The sequence below is a fragment of the Arthrobacter sp. Leaf141 genome, from assembly GCF_001424565.1.
Taxonomy (GTDB): Bacteria; Actinomycetota; Actinomycetes; order Actinomycetales; family Micrococcaceae; genus Arthrobacter.
On sequence record NZ_LMOL01000016.1, the window covers coordinates 141,552 to 161,895 of the forward strand.

A 20,344-nucleotide genomic window follows, 5' to 3' on the forward strand; every position below is an offset into this window, starting at 1 on the left:
GGGCCACACTGGAACTGCGGGCAAGGGCCCGTCCCAGCGCCAGGAGGCCCCCATGTTGACGAAAGCGACGCCGAATGTAACCAGAGTCCGCGCCCTGGACCAGCTCCACCGCGGTGATGAAATTGAAGCCAGGCTCTCTGTGGGCCCTTCCTACGACGACGTGGTCATCCGCCGCGGCAGTGTCCAGGAGACCGCGCCGGGCATCGGCGTCATCTGGATCGTCGACCGGCTTACCGGCCTGCGGAAGGCCATCAACGCTGACGAGTGCAGCATCTGGCGGGTGGCCTGAGCCGGGCCGGGCACGGCAGTGCGGGCGCAGTCAGTATGGACTGCCCGCACGGCGCTGGACCCTTCCGCCTCAGCCGCCGGCCACGGATTGGATGACCAGTACTTCCTGGCCGGGCTCCACCTCGGTAGCCATGCCCTGCAGGCGGCGGACCTCGTCGCCGTCCACATAAACATTGACGAACCGGCGCAAGGCACCCGTTTCGTCCCGCAACCGGCGGGCCAGGATGGCAAAGTCCGCCGTCACCGCATCCAGCACGCTCCCAACAGTCACCGCCGCGTCAGCGGGCGCAGTCAGAACGGACTGCCCGCCGGCCAGGGGCTGCAGCACGCTGGGCAGCACCACAGTGATATCAGGCACCGGCCACCACTGCCGCCCGGACGCACAGGACATCCGGCAGGTGGGCAGCCACCTCGGTGAAGGTTTCCCCCTCGTCCGGGCTTGCGTAGACGGAGCCGCCACGGGTGCCGAAGTAGACGCCTGCCGGTTCGGCGCTATCCACTGCCGCGGCGTCGCGCAGGACGCTGTTGTATTCGTGGTCCGGCAGCCCGGTGGTGGATCTAAGCCAGGTGGCACCGGCGTCGTCCGTCCGGTGCACCGCGAGTTCGGCATCCGGCGGAATCCGTTCGCCGTCGGCCTTCAGCGGAATGACCCAGGCGGTCCCTTCCCGCCGCGGATGCGCCAGCATCACAAAGCCGAAGTCTGCGGGAAGCCCATCAGCGATGGACGTCCAGGTGTCGGCGTTGTCGTCTGTCCGGTACACACCATGGTGGTTCTGGGCGTACAGCCTGCCTTCGATCCCGGCGTCCGCCGCAATCTTGTGCACACACTGGCCGAATTCCGGTTCGGCGTCCGGCATAAAGCCCGCAGAAATGCCGCGGTTCCGCGGCTCCCAGGAGGAGCCCCCGTCCAGGGAACGGTAGACGCCGCCGGTGCTCATGGCGATGTGGACGGTGTCACCGCCTGGCTGCACCACGATTGAATGCGCCGCCGCGCCGCCGTAGCCTGCGCCCCACTCGCTGCGGTGGGGGTGGTCCCACAGCCCCCGGTTCAGCTCGAAATGCTCTCCCCCGTCCGTTGATTTCCAGACCGAGATGGGCTGGGCACCCGCCCACACCACCCCGGGCCGGGATTCGGCGTCCGGATGGATCTGCCAGATCCGCTCCACCGCCGCCCCGGTATCAGCGGGAAAAGTGATGGCGCCCTCCGCAGGCTCGGACCACGTGGCGCCAAGATCGTCGGAGTGTGCCACGGTGGGCCCCCAGTGCTCGCTGCGCACCCCCACCATGATCCGCGTCCGGACTTCCCGCGTGTCGATCCCCACGCTGGGGATCTCGCTCATCAGGAAATGCGGGCCGGTAAAGGCCCAATTGCTCCGGTCCGGGCTGGTGGCCAGCCATAACCCTTTTTTGGTTCCGATCGCCAGGACATAACTCTCCGCGGTTGCCATGCGTTCCATGCAACCACCGGCGGCGGCGGGCCGCAACGGTTTTCTTTCCAACAACAGTTTGGCCGGCCTTTTTGTGGTGTGGAAAATAAAGCGAAAGTACTTATTCGCGGTGCTGGCGGACCGCCCTACCAGCCAGTAAGCTTAATTTCGCAAGCCCAAGTGAACCGCGGGCCTGCCCAAATGCTGCTCCGGAGTGCGTATCCCCCAATAACGCACTCCGGAGCTTTTTTGTGCCCGGCCAAGATCATGAAGCCCGTCCTTGGAATACCCCCCAGGGGTACTTGCACCATACCCCAAGGGGGTATAAGTTGGTTGTATGGACACTGCAGAACAGCCGACGCCGGAGCACACCCCCGCCGTCCACGGCTACACGGGCAACAAGGACGCCTACCTCCGCCGGCTCAAGCGCATCGAGGGCCAGGTCCGCGGCATCGCCCGCATGGTGGACGAGGACAAGTACTGCATCGATATCCTCACCCAGGTCTCGGCAGTCACGAAGGCCCTGCACGCCGTGAGCCTGGGCCTGGTAGAGGAACATATCGGCCATTGTGTGGTGGGCGCCGCCGCGGAGCCGGATCCGGAACTGCGCGCCGGGGCCATCGATGCAAAGGTCAAGGAAGCCACGGAAGCCATCGGCCGCCTGATCCGTTGAGGCAGCACCAGCCCGCGAACACCACCCACAACCCAAGGAGCCAGCCATGAGCACCACCTCACCCATCACCACCATCGTCAGCGTGTCCGGCATGACCTGCGGCCACTGCGTCTCGGCGGTCAGCGAAGAACTGGAGTCCCTGGCCGGGGTGGAAGCGGTCGCCGTAGACCTCAACGCCGGCGGCATCTCCACGGTCACCATTACCTCGAGCGGCGCCTTGCCGCCGTCGGACATCGGTGAAGCAGTGGCCGAGGCCGGCTACCTTGTCGTCGCCAACCAGGCCTGAACCCTTTTATCCCCTGACCAAGGAGGCGGACATGAGCCAGCACGGGCTCCTGCACCCATCGGACCACCGCACGGTTGACCTGGACATCACAGGCATGACCTGCGCGTCGTGCGTCAACCGCGTGGAAAGGAAGCTGGGCAAGCTCGAAGGCGTGGCAGCCACCGTCAACCTGCCTTTGGAATCCGCCCACGTGAGCGTTCCTGCCCATATCAGCGATGACCAACTGGTGGCCACCGTCAACGCTGCCGGCTACACGGCCACCGTGCGGCCCGCCGCGGACCACGGCCACAGCCACGCGATGGACCCTGCCGGCGGGGACCACATGTCCCACGGCGGTTCCGCCGCATCGCTGCGCCCCCGCCTCGTGGTCTCCGCAGCCCTCACGGTCCCCGTTTTCCTCATCTCCATGGTGACCGCCTTCCACTTCCCGCATTGGGGCTGGGCCGCCGCCGTCCTGGCCCTGCCCGTGGTGACCTGGGCCGCGTGGCCCTTCCACCGGGCCGCAGCCATCAACGCAAGGCACCTGGCCTCCACCATGGACACCCTGGTGTCCATCGGCGTTGCTGCCGCCTACCTGTTCTCCGCCTGGCAGCTGCTGGCGGATCCCCGCATGACCGAAAGCACCGGAATGGAGGGCATGGCAGCCGGCGGGCTCTATTTCGAAGTGGCGGCAGTGGTCACCACCTTCCTGCTCCTGGGCAGGTTCCTGGAGGCCAACGCCAAGCAGAAGGCGGGCGATGCCTTGCAGGCCCTCCTGAACCTCGGCGCCAAGGCTGCCACTATCCTGCGGGAGGGAAACGAACTGTCGATCCCCGCTGACCGGCTGCAGGTGGATGACCTGCTGGTGGTCCGCCCCGGCGAAAAAATAGCCACGGACGGCGTGGTCACCGAGGGGACATCGGCCGTTGACGCATCCCTGGTCACCGGCGAATCCATGCCGGTGGACGTGGGTCCGGGCAGCCGGGTAACCGGCGCCACCATCAATACCTCAGGCCGGCTGCTGGTCCGGGCCACCCGCGTGGGGTCAGCCACCACGCTGGCCCAGATGGCCCGGCTGGTCTCCCAGGCCCAGACCGGCAAGGCGCCCATCGCCCGCCTCGCCGACCGCGTCAGCGCCGTGTTCGTACCGGTGGTGCTGGTCATTGCCGTGGCCACGTTCGGGCTCTGGCTCCTGGCTGCCGGGCCCGCCATCTCCGCCGGCGAGCTGAGTTCCGCGTTTACCGCTGCGGTGGCCGTGCTGGTCATCGCCTGTCCCTGTGCCCTGGGGCTGGCCACACCGGTTGGCCTGCTGGCGGGAACGGGACGCGGCGCCCAACTGGGCATCCTGATCAAGGGCCCGCAGGTCCTGGAGGACACCCGGACGGTGGACACCATCCTGCTGGACAAGACCGGTACCGTCACCACCGGCATCCTGTCTGTGGACGGCACCACGGCGCTGCCGGGCTTCACGGAAGCCGAAGTGCTGCGCCTGGCGGCGGCAGTCGAGACCGCGTCGGAACATCCAGTGGCCAGGGCCATCGCCGCGGCCGGGAAGAGCCGGGAAACGCACGACGGCGGCGCCTTGCCGCCCGTCCACGGGTTCCGTTCCGAGCCAGGCGGCGGAGTGCTGGGAACCGTGGAAGGCAGGCTGGTGGCCGCCGGCCGCACCGGCTGGCTGGAACAGTCAGGACTTGCCCTGGGCCCGGACCGGAAAGCCGCGTTGGCGGCTGCCGAAGCGGGGGGTGCCACCGCCGTCTGGGTGGCCGTGGACGGTGCACCGGCCGGCATCATCAGCCTCCGGGATGCCCCCAAGGCAGGCTCCGCGGACGCAGTGGGCGCGTTGAAGGAACTCGGACTGCGTCCCATCCTGTTGACCGGGGACAACGCCGCCGCGGCTGCGAAGGTGGCTGCCGCCGTCGGAATTGATCCTGCCGACGTGTTTTCCGGGGTCACTCCGGAAGGGAAAGTGGCGGCCGTCCGGACGCTCCAGGCTTCGGGCGCCACGGTGGCCATGGCGGGCGACGGCGTGAACGACGCCGCGGCATTGGCACAGGCGGACCTCGGCATCGCCATGGGCTCGGGCACGGACGTGGCCATCGAGGCAGCGGACCTGACGGTGATGGGAAACGACCTGGCCCAGGTAGTGCAGGCCATCCAGTTGTCCCGCAGGACCCTCGCCACCATCAAAACGAACCTGTTCTGGGCCTTCTTTTACAACGCGGTGGGCATCCCGGTGGCCGCTCTGGGCCTGCTCAACCCGATGTTGGCCGGCGCCGCGATGGCGGCGAGCTCGGTCCTGGTGGTGGCAAACTCGCTGCGGCTGCGGCGCTTCGGCAGGTAACCGGGGCCCGGTGGTCCGTCAGGCGGCGCCAAACCGCTCGGCGGACCTGGCTCTTGCCTTGGCCGCTTCAACCTCCCGGTCCTTGGGGGGCGCGACACTGACCAGGGCGTCCAGCAGATGTGCCGTGATGTGGGCAATCTCGTGGACGGCGTCGTCGAAGGCCTCCTGGTTGGCCTTGGACGGCTTGGTGCTGCCGCTGATCTTCCGCACATACTGCAGCGCTGCGGCATGCACCTCATCGCTGGTGGCATGCGGTTCGAAGTTGTGAAGGGTTCGGATGTTCCGGCACATACGCCCATGCTAGGCGCTGATCCAGCCGGGATCGAGCCCTTTTTCCTTGGCAGCCGCCCGTTCCGCGGGGTCCCCGCATGGGGAGTCCAGCATGGGCAGGGGTGCCCATCGACACTGTTTTCCGGGCCGGGGTAGGTTTGAACCAATGGATCTTCCGGATGAGCCGGGGGCCACTGGGGAGACCGGTTCAAGCCGGATCCACACTACACAAGGAGAAACTGATGGCTATTTGGGGTGCAGACGTCCAGGAACTTCGTCAGCTGGGCAGCAAGCTTCAGTCGGGTGCAGCGGAGATCGAGACGCAGAAGACCACTCTCACCAAGGTCCTGAGCAGCACGAACTGGGAAGGTCCGGACGCCCAGAAGTTCCGCAACGAATGGTCCGGCACGCACTCCGCCCTTCTCACCAAGGTTGCGGAAGCGCTGAAGGAAGCCGGCACGAAGGCTACCAAGAACGCCGAAGAGCAGGACCGGGCCTCCAACTGACCCTGACGGTTCAGCAGGCTTGCCGCGGCAGGGTCCGGACACCATGGGGTGTCCGGACCCTGTCCGGTTTAACCCCCGCCCCGGTTCCACCTGCGGACAGGCCTGGGTTACGGGACGGGTTCGACGTCGTTCGCATGGTCCAGCGGACGGGGCCCCGCAGGTGCATCCGCGGCCGGCGGCGCACCGGTTTTCGCTGCGGCGCGGAGTTCGTCAAGCCGCACCAGGACCACGCCGCCCACAATCAGGACACCGCCCAGGAGCTGGATGGCACCCGGCAGTTCACCCAGCAGCAGCCAGGCCCAGGCCACGGCGAAGAGGACCTCGGTCAGCGACACAAACGATGCCACTTTGGAGCCCAGCGCCCTGGCCGCCATGATGCCCGAGACGTACGCCAGCACGGTGGCCAGCAGCACCAGGCCGGCCAGCGAAACCCACCACGGCGCCAGCCAGGGTCCCAGCTTGGTGTCAGCGGTGCTGAACGCCATGGGCAGCAGGCCGGTAGCGGCCGCCAGCCACATCACCGCAGCACCCACCATCAGCCCGCCGGACGCCAGGACGATGGGCGGCAGGGTGTCGTTTTCCTTGGCCGTGATCACAAAATAGATGGCGAGGCAGACCGCTGCGGCGATGCCCCACAGCACGCCCACCACGTCCACCTTGACAGCGCCGGTCAGGTCCAGGACCAGCACCAGGCCGGCCAGGGCGAGCAGCGTGCCGCCAAAGGTCAGGGCGCGCGGCGTTTTCCGGCTGGCCGCCCACAGCCAGAGCACAATCAGCACCGGCGCCAGGTACTCGAGCAGGAGGGCGACGCCCACTGACAGCCTGGCCACGGCATTGAAGTAGAACAGCTGGCAGGCTGCCACGCCCACCAGGCCAAACAGCACGATGGTGAGCCAGTTGCTGCGCAGCTGGTGCCACCGGCCGCGGAGGGCCGGAATGGCCGGGACGGCAAGGATCAGCGCGGCACCGGTCAGCCGGGCGGTCACCGCGGCGCCGGGGGTCCAGCCGGTTTCGAGCAGGGCCTTGGCAAAGGCGCCGGAGATGCCGAACACGGCGGAGGAAAAGAGGGCAATGCCGAGGCCCGGCGCCAGGAAGGCGCCGGCCGGTCCGCGGCGGTGGGTTTGTTTCACGGCAGGCACCAATGCCTTCTGTCAGGAGTAAAGTGAGGTGATGGTCATGACAGTACGCTTGCCCCACGTAAGGAGTCAAGATGGTTTTTGCCCCTGACACTGAGGTGGCCCTGCGCACCGTGGTCAACCTTGTTAACTCCGCAGCGAATGGCAGGGAAGGCCTGGCCACGCTGCAGGACCTGGATAAATTCCTCGCAGCCGAGGGTTTCACCGGATCCCGGGTCCGGGACGCCCGGGAACTGGCCAGCGTCCACGCTCTCCGCGGTGAGCTTGCGGCGCTTTGGACGGCCGGTGAAGACGCGGCCGTGAAGACGGTGAACCGGCTGCTCCGGGAAGCCCGGGCTTTGCCGCAGCTGGTGAAGCATGATGGCTGGGACTGGCACCTGCACGCCACCCTGCCGGCCGCGCCGCTGGCGGACCGGATGAGCACGGAGGCGGCCATGGCGCTGGCTGACGTCATCCGCAGCAAGGAGATGGACCGGCTGCGCGCCTGCGAGGCCGCGGACTGCGATGCGGCCGTGCTTGACCTCAGCCGCAACAGGTCAAAGCGGTACTGCGATACCGGAAACTGCGCAAACCGGGCGCACGTGGCGGCGTACCGGGCACGGCAGGCAGCGACCGGTTGATCCGGAAAGCCGCCGGCCGGACCAACGGCTAGGGGCCGGCGTGCCGGCGGTCAGGTGCCGGGGGTGCCGTCGGTGACGTCACCGGCAGCCGGGGCCTGGCCACCGGATTTTTGGCCGCCGAATCCGTGGCCCTGGTTTCCCGCGGAGCTGAGGTTGACGCCCGAGCCCTTGCCCAGGTGTTCGGCGTTGTCCTTATGGCTCATGGACAACATGGCGGCGATGACCAGGGTGACGATGAAGGCGATTCCCGCGGCGGTGAACGCGAGGTCGAAACGGGGCGCGCGGGCGCTGCCGCCGGAGGCGAAGATCAGCACTGCGCCAAAGGCCACTACCGCCCAGAACGCGGAAAACATCAGCGGCCCTTTCACCGAGGTCCGCAGCTTGCGCGGTTTGCCTGGATGCTGGTCTGCCACGATGATTCCTCCCTGCAGGCGGCGCGCCGGCCGGCCTGGTGTTAATGCTTCGATGGTGTGCCCGGCATATTTCTACAGGAAGTAGAACCGTGCGTAACCAGTTTACGGGTTGCCGGCCCCGCTGCGGGTATCGTGCCGGAGCGTCAGGCCCGACAGGACCCAGAGCACCCCGGAAATGATGGCACCGCCGCCGGCAACCCCCAGCAGGGCGTGGGCGCCCAGGCCGGCGAAGAACGGGAGGGCGGCCGCGGTTCCCAGCCCGATCACGCCGGACGCAATCCAGTCCCGGGCCAGGACGTGCCGCCCCCTGTACTGCAGCCCGCACGCAAGTTCCAGGGCACCGGCGGCTCCCAGCCCCAGGGCTGCGATCACAGCGAACAGGGTGTCGCCGTGCAGGAGGAGCACCGCAAAGCCCGCGCCCGCCAGCACTGATCCGGCGCCGGACAGGAGCTTGCCCGGACCGGACGTGCGCTCCCATCCCGTGGCGGGGATGCCGCGCAGCAGCACCAGCCCGGTGGCCAGCAGGTAGAGGCCGCCGGCCCAGCCCATGACTTCAATGGACGGCGCCGGCCAGAAAATGGTGATGGCGCCGAAGGCCAGGGCCGCCGCCGCGCGCACCAGGACCGGGCGCCAGAGATCGGGCCGGGGGCTGGTTTCGGGGGCGGTTCCGGCGGGGGTCATGGATTGGCTCACCGGTCCAGTTTAGTGGCGGGCGGTGCTACGCCGAACCGAGGACCATCCACCGGTCGGACCGGGCACGCAGGCCCAGCGTCACGGCCCGGGCAGCCATGTAGGCCAGGGCGAAGGCTGCCCAGAGCCACCCGAGGCCCGCGGCACCTTGCAGGCCGGTGCCGGCAACCCACACGAGCAGCGGCGCGTAGACGGTGAGGTTTGCCAGTCCCGCCAGTGCCAGGTAGCGGGCATCGCCGGCGCCGATCAGCACACCGTCCAGCACAAACACGTAGCCGGCAAGGGGCTGGCCTGCCGCCAGGACCCACAGCGCCGTTGCAAGGACGGCGCCCACCTCGGGGTCGGGCGTGAACAGGGCCCCCAGCCAGGGTGCCGCGAGGGCCAGCAGGGCTCCCGTGAGCACACCGAAGCCAATCCCCCACCGTGTCATGGTCCGGGTCAACTGGCGGGCCTCCCGCGGGTTGCCGGCGCCCAGTTCCTTGCCGATCAGGGCCTGCGCCGCGATGGCCAGGGCATCCAGGGCAAAGGCCAGGAAGGAGAAGATCGTCATTGCCAGTTGGTGGGCCGCCAGGTTCACGGCCCCCTGGGCGGTGACCACCAGCACGGTGGCCAGGATCGCAACGCGCAGGCTCAGGGTCCGCAGCATCAGCCACGATCCCACCCGGGCCAGGCCCCTGATACCCTGCCACGTCGGGAGGAGGCCCACGCCGTGCCGGCGGGCATTCCGTCCCACCATCACCACGTACACGGCAGCCATGGCCCACTGGGCCACGCTGGTTCCGGCGGCTGAGCCGGCCACGGACCACCCCAGTCCGTACACCAGCCAAAGGTTAAGGACGATGTTCAGCGCGAAGCCTGCAGTGGCCACCACCAGCGGTGTTTTTGTGTCCTGCAGGCCGCGCAGCACTCCCGTTCCGGCAAAGACCAGCAGCATGGCCACCAGCCCCGGCATGGACCAGCGCAGATAATCCACCGCATACTGCCGCACGGCACCTTCCGCGCCCAGCAGGCCCACCAGGGGTTCCGCGAACAGGAAACCTGCCGCGGCCAGCACCAGGCCCAGCAGCAGGGCGAGCCAGACGCCATCCCGCCCGGCAGCCAGGGCCTTTCCCAGCCGGCCGTCGCCCATGGCGCGCGCCACGGCGGGCGTGGTGGAGTAGGCCAGGAAAACCATCAGGCCGACTGCGGTGTGCAGCACTGCCGAGGCAAGGCCGACGCCCGCCAGTTGCGCCACCCCAAGGTGGCCCACAATCGCGGAATCGGCAAGCAGGAACAGTGGCTCCGCAACCAATGCGCCGAAGGCAGGGACCGCCAGGTGCAGGATCTGGCGGGAACGGCTTCGTTCGGGACGGGTGGTTGCGGGCAGGACAGGTTGAGGCACGGTGCCAGCTTAACGGGGATGCAGAGATGTCGCGGAAGCATGACAAAACCCACATCGGGGTCAATTTTATTGACACTTCAACAAATGATCCGGAAGACTCGAAGCATGAACCAGTCACATCTCACCACCACGGCCATTACCGCCCTGCGCATTGTCCTGGGCTTCATCTTCGCCGCCCACGGCTGGCAGAAATTCAATGAATGGACCATCGCCGGCACGCAGGCATCCTTCGGCAAGATGGGTGTCCCCGCAGCTGAGATCGCCGCTCCCGCCGCCGCAGTCCTCGAACTTGCGGGCGGCATCGCCCTGATTCTGGGCATCCTGACCCGCGTGGTGGCAGCATTGCTGGTGATCGACATGCTGGGTGCCCTGTTCCTGGTGCACGCATCAGCCGGCGTTTTTGCTGCCAACGGCGGCTACGAGCTGGTCCTGCTGCTGGCCGCGGCCGCCTTCACCCTCGCCCTCACCGGGCCGGGGCGCGTTTCCCTGGACAGGGCCCTGTTTGGCCGGAAAAACTCCAGGCTTGCCGCCTTCGCCTGACCCAACCCGTCCCGCGCATCACGGCGGCCCGGCACCCACGTGCCGGGCCGCCGTGGTAGGCCAGGCGGCCCACCGGGACCGTCCATGACGGCCGCATGTCAGCCCAACCGGCCGGTAACCGCTGGCCCTCAGTATGATCGCTGCATGACGCAGACCGGCAGGCAAAACTCCGTGACCCTCCGCTTCCTGGCAGCACCCATGGACGTGGGCCACAGCGGCTCGGTGGATGCCGGAACCGTCCTGGAGTGGGTGGACAAGGCCGCTTACGCCGCCGCGGTGGGCTGGGCCAAGTCCTACTGCGTCACCGCCTACGTGGGCAACATCCACTTCGCCGACCCGGTCAACAGCGGCGACATGGTGGAGGTGGAGGCCACGATCGTCTACACCGGCAGGTCTTCCATGCACATCCGCACGGTGGTCTCGTCCGGGGATCCGCGTGGCGGACAAGCCACCATGCGCAGCCAGTGCATCGTGATTTTTGTGGCTGTGGGCCCGGACGGCCGGCCCATCCCCGTACCGCAGTTCGAGCCCGTAACGGCGGCCGAAACCGAGCAGCGGGACCACGCCCTGGCCCGGATCAAGGTGCGCGAACAAATCGTCGAAGCCATGAACCATCAGGAATATACAGATGCCGGGACCGCCGAGCGGGTGACGCTCCGCTTTATGGCGGCCCCGACGGATGTGAACTGGGGCGGGAAGGTCCATGGCGGCACCGTGATGAAGTGGATCGACGAGGCGGCATATGTCTGCGCGTCCCGCTACGCCGGCAAGGACACCGTGGCGGTTTTCTCCGGCGGCGTGCGCTTCTACCGGCCGCTGCGGATCGGCCACCTCGTGGAGGTGGAGGCCAGGCTGGTCTACACCGGCACCAAAGGCATGCACGTCGCCGTCCACGTCCGCTCCGGCGACCCCAAGGACGGCGGCCTGGAGCTCACCACCTACTGCCTCACCGTCATGGTGGCCCGGGACACCGAAGGAACATCGGTGCCGATCCCGGCCTGGGACCCGGTGAGCGACGAGGACCGGCGGCTGCACGCCCATGCCCGGGACCTGCTGGAGATCCGGGGCACCGCGCCGGGGAACCGGCTGCCCAACCATCTGCTGGCCGCCGGCCCCGCGGGTTCAGCAACGGGCCGGCCGGCGGAAAGCGTCAGCGGCTAGAAGCCGCCGCCGCCAGCGTCCGCTGCCATATTGGCAAAGCGGGAGTAATGACCCTGGAACGCAACCACAATGTCCTTGGTGGGCCCGTTGCGGTGCTTGGCGATCAGGATGTCCGCCTCACCGGCACGCGGCGATTCCTTGTCGTAGACGTCCTCGCGGTGCAGCAGGATCACCATGTCGGCATCCTGCTCGATGGAACCCGATTCACGGAGGTCCGAGACCATGGGCCGCTTGTCCTGGCGCTGCTCGGAACCACGGTTCAACTGGGACAGCGCGATGACCGGAACCTGGAGCTCCTTGGCCAGCAGCTTGAGCGCCCTGGAGAATTCCGACACTTCCTGCTGGCGGGACTCGACTTTTTTGCCGGAGCTCATCAGCTGGAGGTAGTCAAGGATCACGAGTTTGAGGTCGTGCTGCTGCTTCAGGCGCCGGCATTTGGCACGGATTTCCATCAGCGACATGTTGGGGCTGTCGTCAATGAACAGCGGGGCATCGTTCATCCGGCCCATGGTGGTGGCGATCTTGGACCACTGATCATCTTTGATGGTGCCCTTGCGCAGGTCCTGGAGGCCGATGGTGGCCTCTGCGGAGAGGAGGCGCATGGCGATCTCATTCCGGCCCATTTCGAGCGAGAACATCACAGTGGCCAGGTTGTTCTTGATGGCGGCGGACCGGGCGAAGTCCAGGGCGAAGGTGGACTTACCCACGGCGGGGCGGGCGGCGATGACAATCATCTGGCCGGGGTGCAGCCCGTGGGTGAGCTCGTCGAGTTCGTAAAACCCGGTGGGCACACCCGTCATGCCTTCTCCGCGGTGGCCGGAGGCCTCAATTTCGTCAACGGTAGATTCCATGACGTCCTTGAGCACCACGTAGTCCTCGGCCGTCCGGCGCTCCGCGACGGCGTAGACCTCCGCCTGGGCCTGGTTGACCAGGTCCTCCACCTCGCCGTCCGAGCCGTAGCCCAACTGGACGATCTTGGTCCCGGCGTTCACCAGGCGCCGGAGGACGGCCCGCTCCGCCACGATCTCCGCGTAGTACCCGGCGTTGGCAGCCGTGGGGACGGTCTGGATCAGCTCATGCAGGTAGGCCGGGCCGCCGATCCGGTTGATTTCGGCCCGCTTGGTCAGCTCATCGGAGACCGTGACGGCGTCGGCGGGTTCGCCACGGCCATACAGGTCGATGATCGCTTCGTAGATGGTTTCGTGGGCGGGGCGGTAGAAGTCCTGCCCGCGGAGGATTTCCACCACATCCGCGATGGCGTCCTTGGACAGCATCATGCCGCCCAGCACCGACTGTTCAGCGGGAATGTCCTGCGGCGGTTTCCGGCTCGCGTCTGATCCGCGGGTGGTCTCTGCGGTGTCCAGGTGCGCGATTGACAAAACTGCCGTCCTTCATAGGTGCCGGTGCATAAGATGCCCGGCAGGTGTGCGTCCCGCCAGGGGTGCGCGGGGAATTTCGCTCCGCCGCCTGGTAATGGTCTACCCGGAGGGTCCGACATAAGGCCTTGGCGCCCGCCTGCTCGCGGGGAACACAGTTATCCCCACTTTCCACAGGTTTTCCACAGCCACCTCCGGCTTGGGTCCTTCGGAGCCAGTGAAGCTGTGGTCCACCGGCACCTCCGGAGACCGGGGCGACAGGAAAAACAGGTACTCCGCTACGCTAGCCGCCTGCGGGCCAGCCGCAAAGCCAAGGGACCCGGGTGGGTGTGGATAACCTGTGCACTAAGCGGCATAGATTGTGCACAGCCTGTGGGAAAGGTTGTGGAAAGAAAAATTCTTTTCCCCGCTTTAAGGCTCTGACCTGCGAAAACACTACTTTTGAGGTGTGGAGTAAATATTTCTTTGCCGGAATTTCATCCACAGCCGCGGTGCGGCACCGGAGCCGCCGGTTACAGCTTCCGGGCAGGTGATGCAGTTCATTCCACCCCCGCGGTGCGCCGCATATATTCCCGTCCGGTGCACCCGCGCCAGGCCGGGTACGCATCCATGCGCAGGGGCGAATATTGCTGTGGATAACGTGCATCTGGCATAAGCTCTTGGTATGGGCGAACTTCTGCTGGTACTCCTGCCATCGATCATTCTGGTGGCGCTCCTGTGGGGGCTCGCCACGGCATTCAAACCACGGGATACCGGCCTGTCGGACGCCGAAAAGTACCAGCGGGACCTTGCCCTCCGTTCGGCCCGGCACAACGCCGAACAGGTCCAGGCCGCGTCAGCTGCGCGTGCCCGGTTTGAAGCCACAACCCGGCCGTCACAGAACGAGCAACAGCATGCACAGCAGCAGGAGTACCACCCCGCCCAGCCGCAGCTCCGGCCCCGCGGCTGAATTTTCACAGAACGGCTTTTGAAAGATGGAATCGCTTGTGATCCCTGTCCTCATCCTCCTGGCAGTCCTGGCAGGCATCCTGCTGGCCGTCAGGGCCATGGGCCGGCGGAAGTCCCCCGGGGCGGGCGCGGAGCCGCTCCCGGCGGCCGGCAGTGCCGACCTGGCGCGGACGGCCTCGGCCAGGCTCTCGGAGGATGAGCACCGCCGGATCTACGCCCTCATAGCGCAGGGCCAGGCCATGGCGGCCATCAAGCTCTATTACGAATCGACAGGGGACGGCCTCCGGGCATCCCGCGACGCCGTGGGCGCCCTCGCCACCCACCCCCAGCCGTACCGGAGCGCCGAGGTGCCGGCGCCCGCCCAGGAGGAGGCTGGTGGGCCGGAACGCTTCCCCTACCGGTACCGGGCCATCGCCAGCAAGGGTGAGGTTACGCGTGAGGTCAGCAGCAACATGCTCAACGATGAGATCTACGGCCGGATCCGGACCCTTGCCCGCAGTGGGGAAACCGAGGCCGCCGCCACGGCGCTGACCAGGCACTCCGATGTCTCCCTGGACCAGGCCCGCGAGTTCATTGCACTCCTGGACGACTGACCCGGTGCACAGGCCTTAGTGGCTGGCGGAGATCCCCGCCAGCAGCTGTTCGAACGGAAGGGACTCCAGCGTCGCCGGAGCCTGGCCGGGCTGGGGGCCCGTCAGGAGAACTGCAAACTCTGCGGCTGCCCTGCCGGTCCGCTCCGACAGGGGCGACGCTGCGTCGTCGGCCGAACCCCAGTCCTGCGGTCCGGCGAAGACGGCGGTGGCAGCCGTTCGGGTGCGCAGGTAGCTGAACAGCGGGCGCATGGCGTAATCCAGGACCATCTGGTGCCTGTCAGTTCCGCCCGTGGCGCCCAGCAGGACGGCCTTCCCGGTGAGGGATTTCGGGTCCAGGACATCGATGAATGACTTGAAGAGGCCGCTGTAGGAAGCACTGAACACCGGTGTCACGGCAATGATGCCGGTCGAGGCATCCACGCCGGCGATAACCTCAGCGAGCTTCGGCGCGGCGTACCCGGTGACAAAGTTGTTGGCGATGTCCACGGCAAGGTCCCGAAGTTCCACAAAGTCCACCACGACGTTGTAGCCTGCCGACTCCAGCTGGCGTTTAGTCGACGCGGCGAGCTGGTCGGCGAGCAGCCTGCTCGACGACGGTACTCCCAGGCCCGCGGACAGGACGGTGATGCGGCGGGTTTCCATGGCGTTCTCCTCTTGGTTCTTACCAACAGCATATATGCATATGCATCTACATGGGGAACAGCGGGTCCCGTCTGGGTATTCCCGCGGCCGACCGGTCCTTCCGGTTACAGCAGGACAGTCCCCCGGATGCAGGTGGTGCTGTTTCCGCCCACCCAGATTCCGTCGTACCGGGCACTGATATGCAGCCGGCCTGCCCGGCCGAGGACCGTGCCCTGCGCGGCCACATAGCGTGCAGGAGCGCGGCCGCTGTCGATCAGCCACTTCGCGGCGCCCGCATTAAAGCTTCCCGTTACCGGATCCTCCATCATGGCGTCCCCCGGAACAAAGGTCCGTACCTCGAAGTCGGCATCGCCGCCTGCGGTGTGCGGGCCGATGACCCCCACCTTCAGGTCCCCCATGGCCACAGGATCCGGCTGGATGGCCAGCACCTCCCCAGCGGACGCCAGCAGGACACCCACCCAGGACGGGCCGTTGACCAGCCAGGAAGCATCCAGGATGGCTGATTCGGGCAGCCTAAGGCCGGCAGCGAGGGTGCGCCGGACGGCCGCGTCCACGGGCCCGAAGCGGGTCAGCGGGGGCGCCGCGAAAGCCAGGCGGCCGGCGTCGTGCCTGATCTTTACCAGCCCCGCCCCGCACTCCTGTACCAGCTCCCCCGCCGTGTGCGGAACGCCACCGGCCTCAAGCCAGGTGTGGGCCGACCCGAGCGTTGGATGTCCCGCGAAGGGGAACTCCTCGCTTCCGGTGAAGATCCGGACCCGGTAGTCAGCGCGGGGATCCGTGGGCGGCAGCAGGAACGTGGTCTCGGACAGGTTGGTCCAGTTGGCGAAGTGCTGCATCATGCCGGAGCTGAGGCCATCGGCGTCAAGGACAACAGCGAGGGGATTGCCACGGTACGGCTCGGCGGCAAAAACATCCACTTGGTGGAAAGGGCGGTTCCGGGGTTCGGGGTTCACCGCAGAAGGCTACCACCGGCGCTGGCAGCGCCACCGCCGGTCTGCAAGACTTCGTCCATGGCAACGAACAAGACCCAGCCCACAACGGTGTCGGTGGCCGGCTTCCTGGCGTCGGTGGAGCACCCCGGCCGCCGGTCCGACAGCTTGGAACTGGCCGACCTGATGGCGGGCATCACGGGCCAGGAGGCAGTTATGTGGGGACCCACGATCGTGGGGTTCGGCGCATACCACTACCGGTATGAAACCGGCCGGGAAGGCGACGCGGCGGCGGTCGGGTTCTCGCCCCGCAAGGCAAACCTGGTCCTTTACGGACTGACCTATGGTCCGGACGCGGACCGGCTGCTGCCGGAGCTTGGCAAGCACCGGGCCGGGGCGGGATGCCTCTATGTCAATCGGCTGGCGGACGTGGACCGGGACGTCCTGGCGCAGCTGGTCAGCACCGGGTACCGGCACACCATGGCGGAACTTCACAAACCCTGACGCAAAAGACCCCCGCCGCCGGAACCGGCAACGGGGGTCTTAGTGCAGTCAGATGACCGGGATGCTGCTACTTGCCTGCAACGACGTCGAGTTCGACGACGGCTGCAACGTCAGCGTGAAGGCGGACGTTGGCCTGGTAGGAGCCAACCGACTTGATGTGAGCCGGCAGTTCAACCTTGCGCTTGTCGATCTTGCCAAGGCCAGCGGCCTCAACAGCATCGGCGACGTCGGCCTGCTTGACGGTGCCGAACAGGCGTCCGGTCTCGCCGGCCTTGACGATCAGCTTGACCGGCTTGGAGGACAGTGCAGCGGCCTGCTTCTGAGCATCTTCCAGGGAAGCGTGCTCGCGGGCGGCGCGGGCAGCCTTGATGGACTCAACCTGCTTCTCGCCACCCTTGGACCAGGTCAGGGCGAAGTTGCGGGGCAGCAGGTAGTTACGTGCGTAACCGTCCTTGACCTCGACAACGTCGCCAGCAGCACCGAGACCGGTTACTTCGTGGGTCAGAATGAGCTTTGCCATGTTAGTTAGTCCCTTTCCTTAGCCGCGGCCAGCGCCGGAGTAAGGCAGCAGTGCAACTTCGCGGGCGTTCTTGATTGCCTGGGCGATTTTGCGCTGTTCCTGGACCGTAACGCCGGTGACGCGACGGGCGCGGATTTTTCCGCGGTCGGAGATGAACTTGCGCAGCAATGCTACGTCCTTGTAGTCGATGACAGTGATGTCAGCGGCCTTCAAGGGGTTGGACTTTGGTTTGGGCTTACGGAGTTCAGCCTTAGCCATCGTGGAGCTCCTATTCTAGGGAGCCCGTGGATATTGATCCACGGGATGGTGGTGGCCAGGCGCCGGCATCCGCAGCGGTGCGCAATGGCACCCCTGGCGGTCCCGGCGTCGGGCCGTTATTGGTTGTTAGAAGGGAGGTTCGGAATCGGGGCCGTTGCCCCAGCCGCCTGCGTTGGAGACACCGGGCGTTGCCCAGGGATCCTCCTGTGCAGCCTGCTGGTTGCCGCCGCCCCAGTTTCCGCCGGAGTTGCCACCCTGGTTTCCACCGGAGTTGCCACCTCCGAAGTTGCCGCCGCCGCCGGCGTTTCCGCCGCCGAAGCCACCCTGGCCACCCTGACCGCCGGAGCGCTGGGTGCGGTTGACCTTGGCATTGGCGTAACGCAGGCTGGGGCCGATTTCGTCGACCTCAAGCTCGATGACGGTGCGCTTTTCGCCTTCTTTTGTTTCGTAGGAACGGCTCTTCAGACGGCCGTTGACGATCACACGCATACCCTTGGTCAGGGATTCGGCGACGTTTTCGGCTGCTTCACGCCAGACGGCGGCGCGGAGGAACAGGGTTTCCCCGTCCTTCCACTCGTTGGACTGGCGATCAAAGGTGCGGGGGGTGGAAGCGATGGTGAAGTTCGCTACTGCCGAACCTGACGGTGTGAACCGCAATTCCGGGTCATTGGTGAGGTTACCGATGACCGTAATGGTGGTCTCGCCTGCCATCTACTGCCTCCTTGTTCGATCCTGGGTGAAGAGTGCGTTTCCTGCGGGGTGAAGAATGAAGCTGGTGCGGGAAATTACTCCGCAACGACCTTCTGCTCTTCGGGGCGGGTGATCTTGGTGCGCATGATGGTCTCGTTAAGAGACAACTGGCGGTCAAGTTCCTTGGCGGTGTCCGGCTTGGCGGTGAAGTTCACCACGGCGTAGATACCTTCGGACTTCTTCTTGATGTCGTAAGCCAGTCGGCGACGGCCCCAGATGTCAACCTTTTCGATGGTTCCACCATCGTTGGTGATGACGTTCAGGAACTTCTGAAGCGACGGCTCAACGGTACGCTCTTCGACCTCGGGGTCGATGATTACCATCAATTCGTAAGGACGCATATGTGAACCCACCTCCTTTGGGCTAAGCGGTTACGGCATTTCCGTAACAGGAGGTTCATTTGCGGTGCCGTGCGGCGCCAGCTTCCGGAACGGAGGCAGGGCGCAGCACAGACTTTTCAATCTTAGTGCATGCGGTGCGGATAGGCGATTCGCGCCTTGGAGCAGCCGTGTTCCCCCAGCGTAGGGCGGTTCCACCCCGGATATCGGGGCTGGTCACCGTATGTGGAAAACCGTCCGCCCGGCGGCCATGGCGGCGCGCCGGGCGGACGGCAGGAGAAGCAGATGCGGCAGGTTTACGAAGCCGGCGGGGCGCCTGCGGCTGCAGGTTCGGTTGTGTCGGCAGCAGCATTGGCCGGGCCCGCCGGTCCGCCCTTGCGGTAACGGAACACACCGATACCCACCACAACAGCGGCAAGGGCAACGGACAGCAGCAGCGATTCGCGGGTCGAATCCAGGATGACCATGCCGATCAGCAGGGCAACGATGCTGCCGATGGCCAACCAGGTGAGGTACGGGAACAGCCACATTTTCAGTTCAAGGTCCTTGGCCCGGGCACCCATGCGCTTGCGCAGGATCAGCTGCGAGGAGGCGATGACCAGCCAGACAAAGAGGGCAATGGCACCGGAGGTGTTGACCAGGAAGAGGAAAACGGTGTCCGGGGCGATGTAATTCAGGCCAACGGTGACGAACCCCACCACGGTGGAGGCGAGCACAGCGGACGCGGGGACGCCGCGGCGGGAGATCCTGGTCCATGACTTGGGTGCGTCGCCCCGCTTGGACAGCGAGAACAGCATGCGGCTGGCGGTGTAAAGCCCGGAGTTCAGGCAGGAAAGCACTGACGTGAGGACTACAACGTCCATGATGGTGCCCGCCCCGGGGATGCCGAAGAGTTCAATCACCGCCACGTATGGGCTCTTGGCGACGCTGGCGTCGTTCCACGGCAGGAGGGTCACCACAACGGCGATCGAGCCGATGTAGAACACCAGGATCCGCCACACGGTGGACCGGACTGCCTTCTTGACGGCGTCGACGGGATTCTCGGATTCGCCGGCCGCGATGGTGGCGATTTCCGCGCCGAAGAACGAGAAGACCACCACCAGGATGCCGGCCAGCACGGCGCCTGGTCCGTTGGGGAAGAACCCGCCGTTGTTGACCAGGTTGTCCAGGCCGGGGGCCGGGACGCCCGGCACCAGGCCCAGGATGGCTGCAGCTCCGAACAGCAGGAACAGGGCGATGGCTGTGACCTTGATGGAGGCGAACCAGAATTCGAATTCGCCGAAGGATTTTACGGATCCCAGGTTGGTCAGGGTCAGCAGCACCATGAGGAGCAGCGCCCAGACCCACTGGTCGACACCGGGGACCCAACGGTGCATGATGGCGGCCCCGGCCGTCGCTTCAATGCCCAGCACGATGATCCAGAACCAGGCATACAGCCAGCCGATGCTGAATCCTGCCCAGCGGCCCAGCGCCTTATCGGCATAGGTGGAGAAGGAGCCGGTTTCCGGGTTTGCCGCTGCCATTTCGCCCAGCATCCGCATCACCAGGATGACGACGATGCCCGCGGCCATGTAGGCCACCAGGATCCCCGGGCCGGCCTGCTGGATCGCCGCGCCGGAGCCCACAAAGAGCCCCGCGCCGATCACACCGGCGATCGCGATCATGGAGAGGTGCCGCGGCTTGAGCGACTTGGCTAACTGTTGGTCAGCAGGCATGGAGCGCCGTCCTTAGGGTCTTTCAGTGCGGGTTGGGGCGCCGGACGGGTCTCCGGGACG

Annotated in this window: 26 protein-coding genes; 11 read left to right on the forward strand and 15 right to left on the reverse strand. The window is 66.5% G+C overall.

Annotated features, from left to right (window positions below):
• Window positions 1–52: 52 nt before the first annotated feature.
• Window positions 53–289 (forward strand): hypothetical protein, encoded by a 237-nt coding sequence (locus ASF72_RS12420; RefSeq protein ID WP_050683816.1) that lies wholly within the window; start codon window positions 53–55, stop codon window positions 287–289.
• 69 nt (window positions 290–358) lie between these two features.
• On the opposite strand, the gene ASF72_RS12425 is transcribed toward ASF72_RS12420, so the two are convergent.
• Both ASF72_RS12425 and ASF72_RS12430 read right to left on the reverse strand, forming a co-directional pair.
• A complete protein-coding gene (locus tag ASF72_RS12425) occupies window positions 359–646 on the reverse strand; it encodes a MoaD/ThiS family protein (protein WP_056599281.1) in 288 nt (95 codons plus the stop codon).
• A complete protein-coding gene (locus ASF72_RS12430; RefSeq protein WP_056599284.1) occupies window positions 639–1,745 on the reverse strand; it encodes a WD40/YVTN/BNR-like repeat-containing protein in 1,107 nt (368 codons plus the stop codon). The genes ASF72_RS12425 and ASF72_RS12430 overlap by 8 nt, the downstream gene beginning before the upstream one ends.
• 307 nt (window positions 1,746–2,052) lie before the next feature.
• On the opposite strand from ASF72_RS12430, the gene ASF72_RS12435 reads away from it, so the two are divergent.
• The 3 genes from ASF72_RS12435 to ASF72_RS12445 are packed head-to-tail and all read left to right on the forward strand — an operon-like array spanning window position 2,053 to window position 4,994.
• Complete coding sequence (locus tag ASF72_RS12435) at window positions 2,053–2,388, forward strand: metal-sensitive transcriptional regulator (RefSeq protein ID WP_050683813.1); 336 nt, start codon at window positions 2,053–2,055, stop codon at window positions 2,386–2,388.
• A 46-nt stretch (window positions 2,389–2,434) separates the two neighbouring features.
• On the forward strand, window positions 2,435–2,674 hold the full coding sequence (locus ASF72_RS12440; protein ID WP_056599287.1) for a heavy-metal-associated domain-containing protein: 240 nt from the start codon (window positions 2,435–2,437) through the stop codon (window positions 2,672–2,674).
• A gap of 31 nt (window positions 2,675–2,705) precedes the next feature.
• Window positions 2,706–4,994 carry a heavy metal translocating P-type ATPase gene (locus ASF72_RS12445; RefSeq protein WP_056599290.1) on the forward strand — a complete coding sequence of 763 codons (2,289 nt, stop codon included), beginning with the start codon at window positions 2,706–2,708 and terminating at the stop codon, window positions 4,992–4,994.
• Window positions 4,995–5,012: 18 nt separating this feature from the next.
• Here the strand turns inward: ASF72_RS12445 and ASF72_RS12450 are convergent, their stop codons facing one another.
• A complete protein-coding gene (locus ASF72_RS12450) occupies window positions 5,013–5,285 on the reverse strand; it encodes a DUF2277 domain-containing protein (RefSeq protein ID WP_056599293.1) in 273 nt (90 codons plus the stop codon).
• Between the two features lie 221 nt (window positions 5,286–5,506).
• Between ASF72_RS12450 and ASF72_RS12455 the strand changes: the two genes are divergently transcribed.
• Entirely contained in the window at window positions 5,507–5,770 is a 264-nt protein-coding gene (locus tag ASF72_RS12455; RefSeq protein WP_050683809.1) for a WXG100 family type VII secretion target, read from the forward strand.
• A gap of 107 nt (window positions 5,771–5,877) precedes the next feature.
• Here ASF72_RS12455 and ASF72_RS12460 read toward each other — a convergent pair whose 3' ends face one another.
• The gene (locus tag ASF72_RS12460; protein ID WP_056599686.1) at window positions 5,878–6,900 is read right to left on the reverse strand and encodes an EamA family transporter; all 1,023 of its coding nucleotides are present in this window, start codon (window positions 6,898–6,900) and stop codon (window positions 5,878–5,880) included.
• An 80-nt stretch (window positions 6,901–6,980) separates the two neighbouring features.
• On the opposite strand from ASF72_RS12460, the gene ASF72_RS12465 reads away from it, so the two are divergent.
• Window positions 6,981–7,526, forward strand: a complete 546-nt coding sequence (locus tag ASF72_RS12465; RefSeq protein ID WP_056599298.1) for a CGNR zinc finger domain-containing protein — start codon at window positions 6,981–6,983, stop codon at window positions 7,524–7,526.
• A 50-nt stretch (window positions 7,527–7,576) separates the two neighbouring features.
• On the opposite strand, the gene ASF72_RS12470 is transcribed toward ASF72_RS12465, so the two are convergent.
• The 3 genes from ASF72_RS12470 to ASF72_RS12480 form a co-directional block, all read right to left on the reverse strand.
• Complete coding sequence (locus tag ASF72_RS12470; RefSeq protein WP_056599301.1) at window positions 7,577–7,939, reverse strand: hypothetical protein; 363 nt, start codon at window positions 7,937–7,939, stop codon at window positions 7,577–7,579.
• Window positions 7,940–8,041: 102 nt separating this feature from the next.
• On the reverse strand, window positions 8,042–8,632 hold the full coding sequence (locus ASF72_RS12475) for a hypothetical protein (protein ID WP_200933650.1): 591 nt from the start codon (window positions 8,630–8,632) through the stop codon (window positions 8,042–8,044).
• Window positions 8,633–8,657: 25 nt separating this feature from the next.
• Window positions 8,658–10,010 (reverse strand): MATE family efflux transporter, encoded by a 1,353-nt coding sequence (locus tag ASF72_RS12480; RefSeq protein WP_082484240.1) that lies wholly within the window; start codon window positions 10,008–10,010, stop codon window positions 8,658–8,660.
• Window positions 10,011–10,115: 105 nt separating this feature from the next.
• On the opposite strand from ASF72_RS12480, the gene ASF72_RS12485 reads away from it, so the two are divergent.
• Window positions 10,116–10,550 carry a DoxX family protein gene (locus tag ASF72_RS12485; RefSeq protein ID WP_056599308.1) on the forward strand — a complete coding sequence of 145 codons (435 nt, stop codon included), beginning with the start codon at window positions 10,116–10,118 and terminating at the stop codon, window positions 10,548–10,550.
• 144 nt (window positions 10,551–10,694) lie between these two features.
• The gene (locus ASF72_RS12490) at window positions 10,695–11,711 is read left to right on the forward strand and encodes an acyl-CoA thioesterase (protein ID WP_050683804.1); all 1,017 of its coding nucleotides are present in this window, start codon (window positions 10,695–10,697) and stop codon (window positions 11,709–11,711) included.
• Here ASF72_RS12490 and dnaB read toward each other — a convergent pair.
• Window positions 11,708–13,090, reverse strand: coding sequence for a replicative DNA helicase (dnaB, locus tag ASF72_RS12495; RefSeq protein ID WP_050683803.1), 1,383 nt, complete (start codon window positions 13,088–13,090; stop codon window positions 11,708–11,710). The two genes, ASF72_RS12490 and dnaB, sit on opposite strands and share 4 nt — an antisense overlap.
• 661 nt (window positions 13,091–13,751) lie before the next feature.
• On the opposite strand from dnaB, the gene ASF72_RS12500 reads away from it, so the two are divergent.
• Window positions 13,752–14,036, forward strand: coding sequence for a hypothetical protein (locus ASF72_RS12500; protein ID WP_050683802.1), 285 nt, complete (start codon window positions 13,752–13,754; stop codon window positions 14,034–14,036).
• 25 nt (window positions 14,037–14,061) lie between these two features.
• Window positions 14,062–14,628, forward strand: coding sequence for a hypothetical protein (locus tag ASF72_RS12505; RefSeq protein ID WP_056599312.1), 567 nt, complete (start codon window positions 14,062–14,064; stop codon window positions 14,626–14,628).
• A 15-nt stretch (window positions 14,629–14,643) separates the two neighbouring features.
• On the opposite strand, the gene ASF72_RS12510 is transcribed toward ASF72_RS12505, so the two are convergent.
• Both ASF72_RS12510 and ASF72_RS12515 read right to left on the reverse strand, forming a co-directional pair.
• Window positions 14,644–15,270: an FMN reductase gene (locus tag ASF72_RS12510; protein WP_056599316.1), complete on the reverse strand. Its 627-nt coding sequence runs from the start codon at window positions 15,268–15,270 to the stop codon at window positions 14,644–14,646.
• 104 nt (window positions 15,271–15,374) lie between these two features.
• A complete protein-coding gene (locus ASF72_RS12515; RefSeq protein ID WP_056599319.1) occupies window positions 15,375–16,223 on the reverse strand; it encodes a PhzF family phenazine biosynthesis protein in 849 nt (282 codons plus the stop codon).
• Window positions 16,224–16,280: 57 nt separating this feature from the next.
• Here ASF72_RS12515 and ASF72_RS12520 point away from each other — a divergent pair, with 57 nt between their 5' ends.
• Window positions 16,281–16,703, forward strand: a complete 423-nt coding sequence (locus ASF72_RS12520) for a DUF1801 domain-containing protein (protein WP_056599321.1) — start codon at window positions 16,281–16,283, stop codon at window positions 16,701–16,703.
• Window positions 16,704–16,770: 67 nt separating this feature from the next.
• Here the strand turns inward: ASF72_RS12520 and rplI are convergent, their stop codons facing one another.
• The 5 genes from rplI to ASF72_RS12545 all read right to left on the reverse strand — a co-directional run bounded on the left by rplI (window position 16,771) and on the right by ASF72_RS12545 (window position 20,284).
• Complete coding sequence (rplI, locus tag ASF72_RS12525; RefSeq protein WP_056599324.1) at window positions 16,771–17,223, reverse strand: 50S ribosomal protein L9; 453 nt, start codon at window positions 17,221–17,223, stop codon at window positions 16,771–16,773.
• Between the two features lie 18 nt (window positions 17,224–17,241).
• A complete protein-coding gene (rpsR, locus tag ASF72_RS12530) occupies window positions 17,242–17,481 on the reverse strand; it encodes a 30S ribosomal protein S18 (RefSeq protein ID WP_003800144.1) in 240 nt (79 codons plus the stop codon).
• A gap of 126 nt (window positions 17,482–17,607) precedes the next feature.
• Entirely contained in the window at window positions 17,608–18,192 is a 585-nt protein-coding gene (locus tag ASF72_RS12535; protein ID WP_056599327.1) for a single-stranded DNA-binding protein, read from the reverse strand.
• Between the two features lie 74 nt (window positions 18,193–18,266).
• Window positions 18,267–18,572, reverse strand: coding sequence for a 30S ribosomal protein S6 (rpsF, locus tag ASF72_RS12540; protein WP_050683795.1), 306 nt, complete (start codon window positions 18,570–18,572; stop codon window positions 18,267–18,269).
• Between the two features lie 293 nt (window positions 18,573–18,865).
• Complete coding sequence (locus ASF72_RS12545; RefSeq protein ID WP_056599329.1) at window positions 18,866–20,284, reverse strand: amino acid permease; 1,419 nt, start codon at window positions 20,282–20,284, stop codon at window positions 18,866–18,868.
• Between the last annotated feature and the right edge of the window lie 60 nt (window positions 20,285–20,344).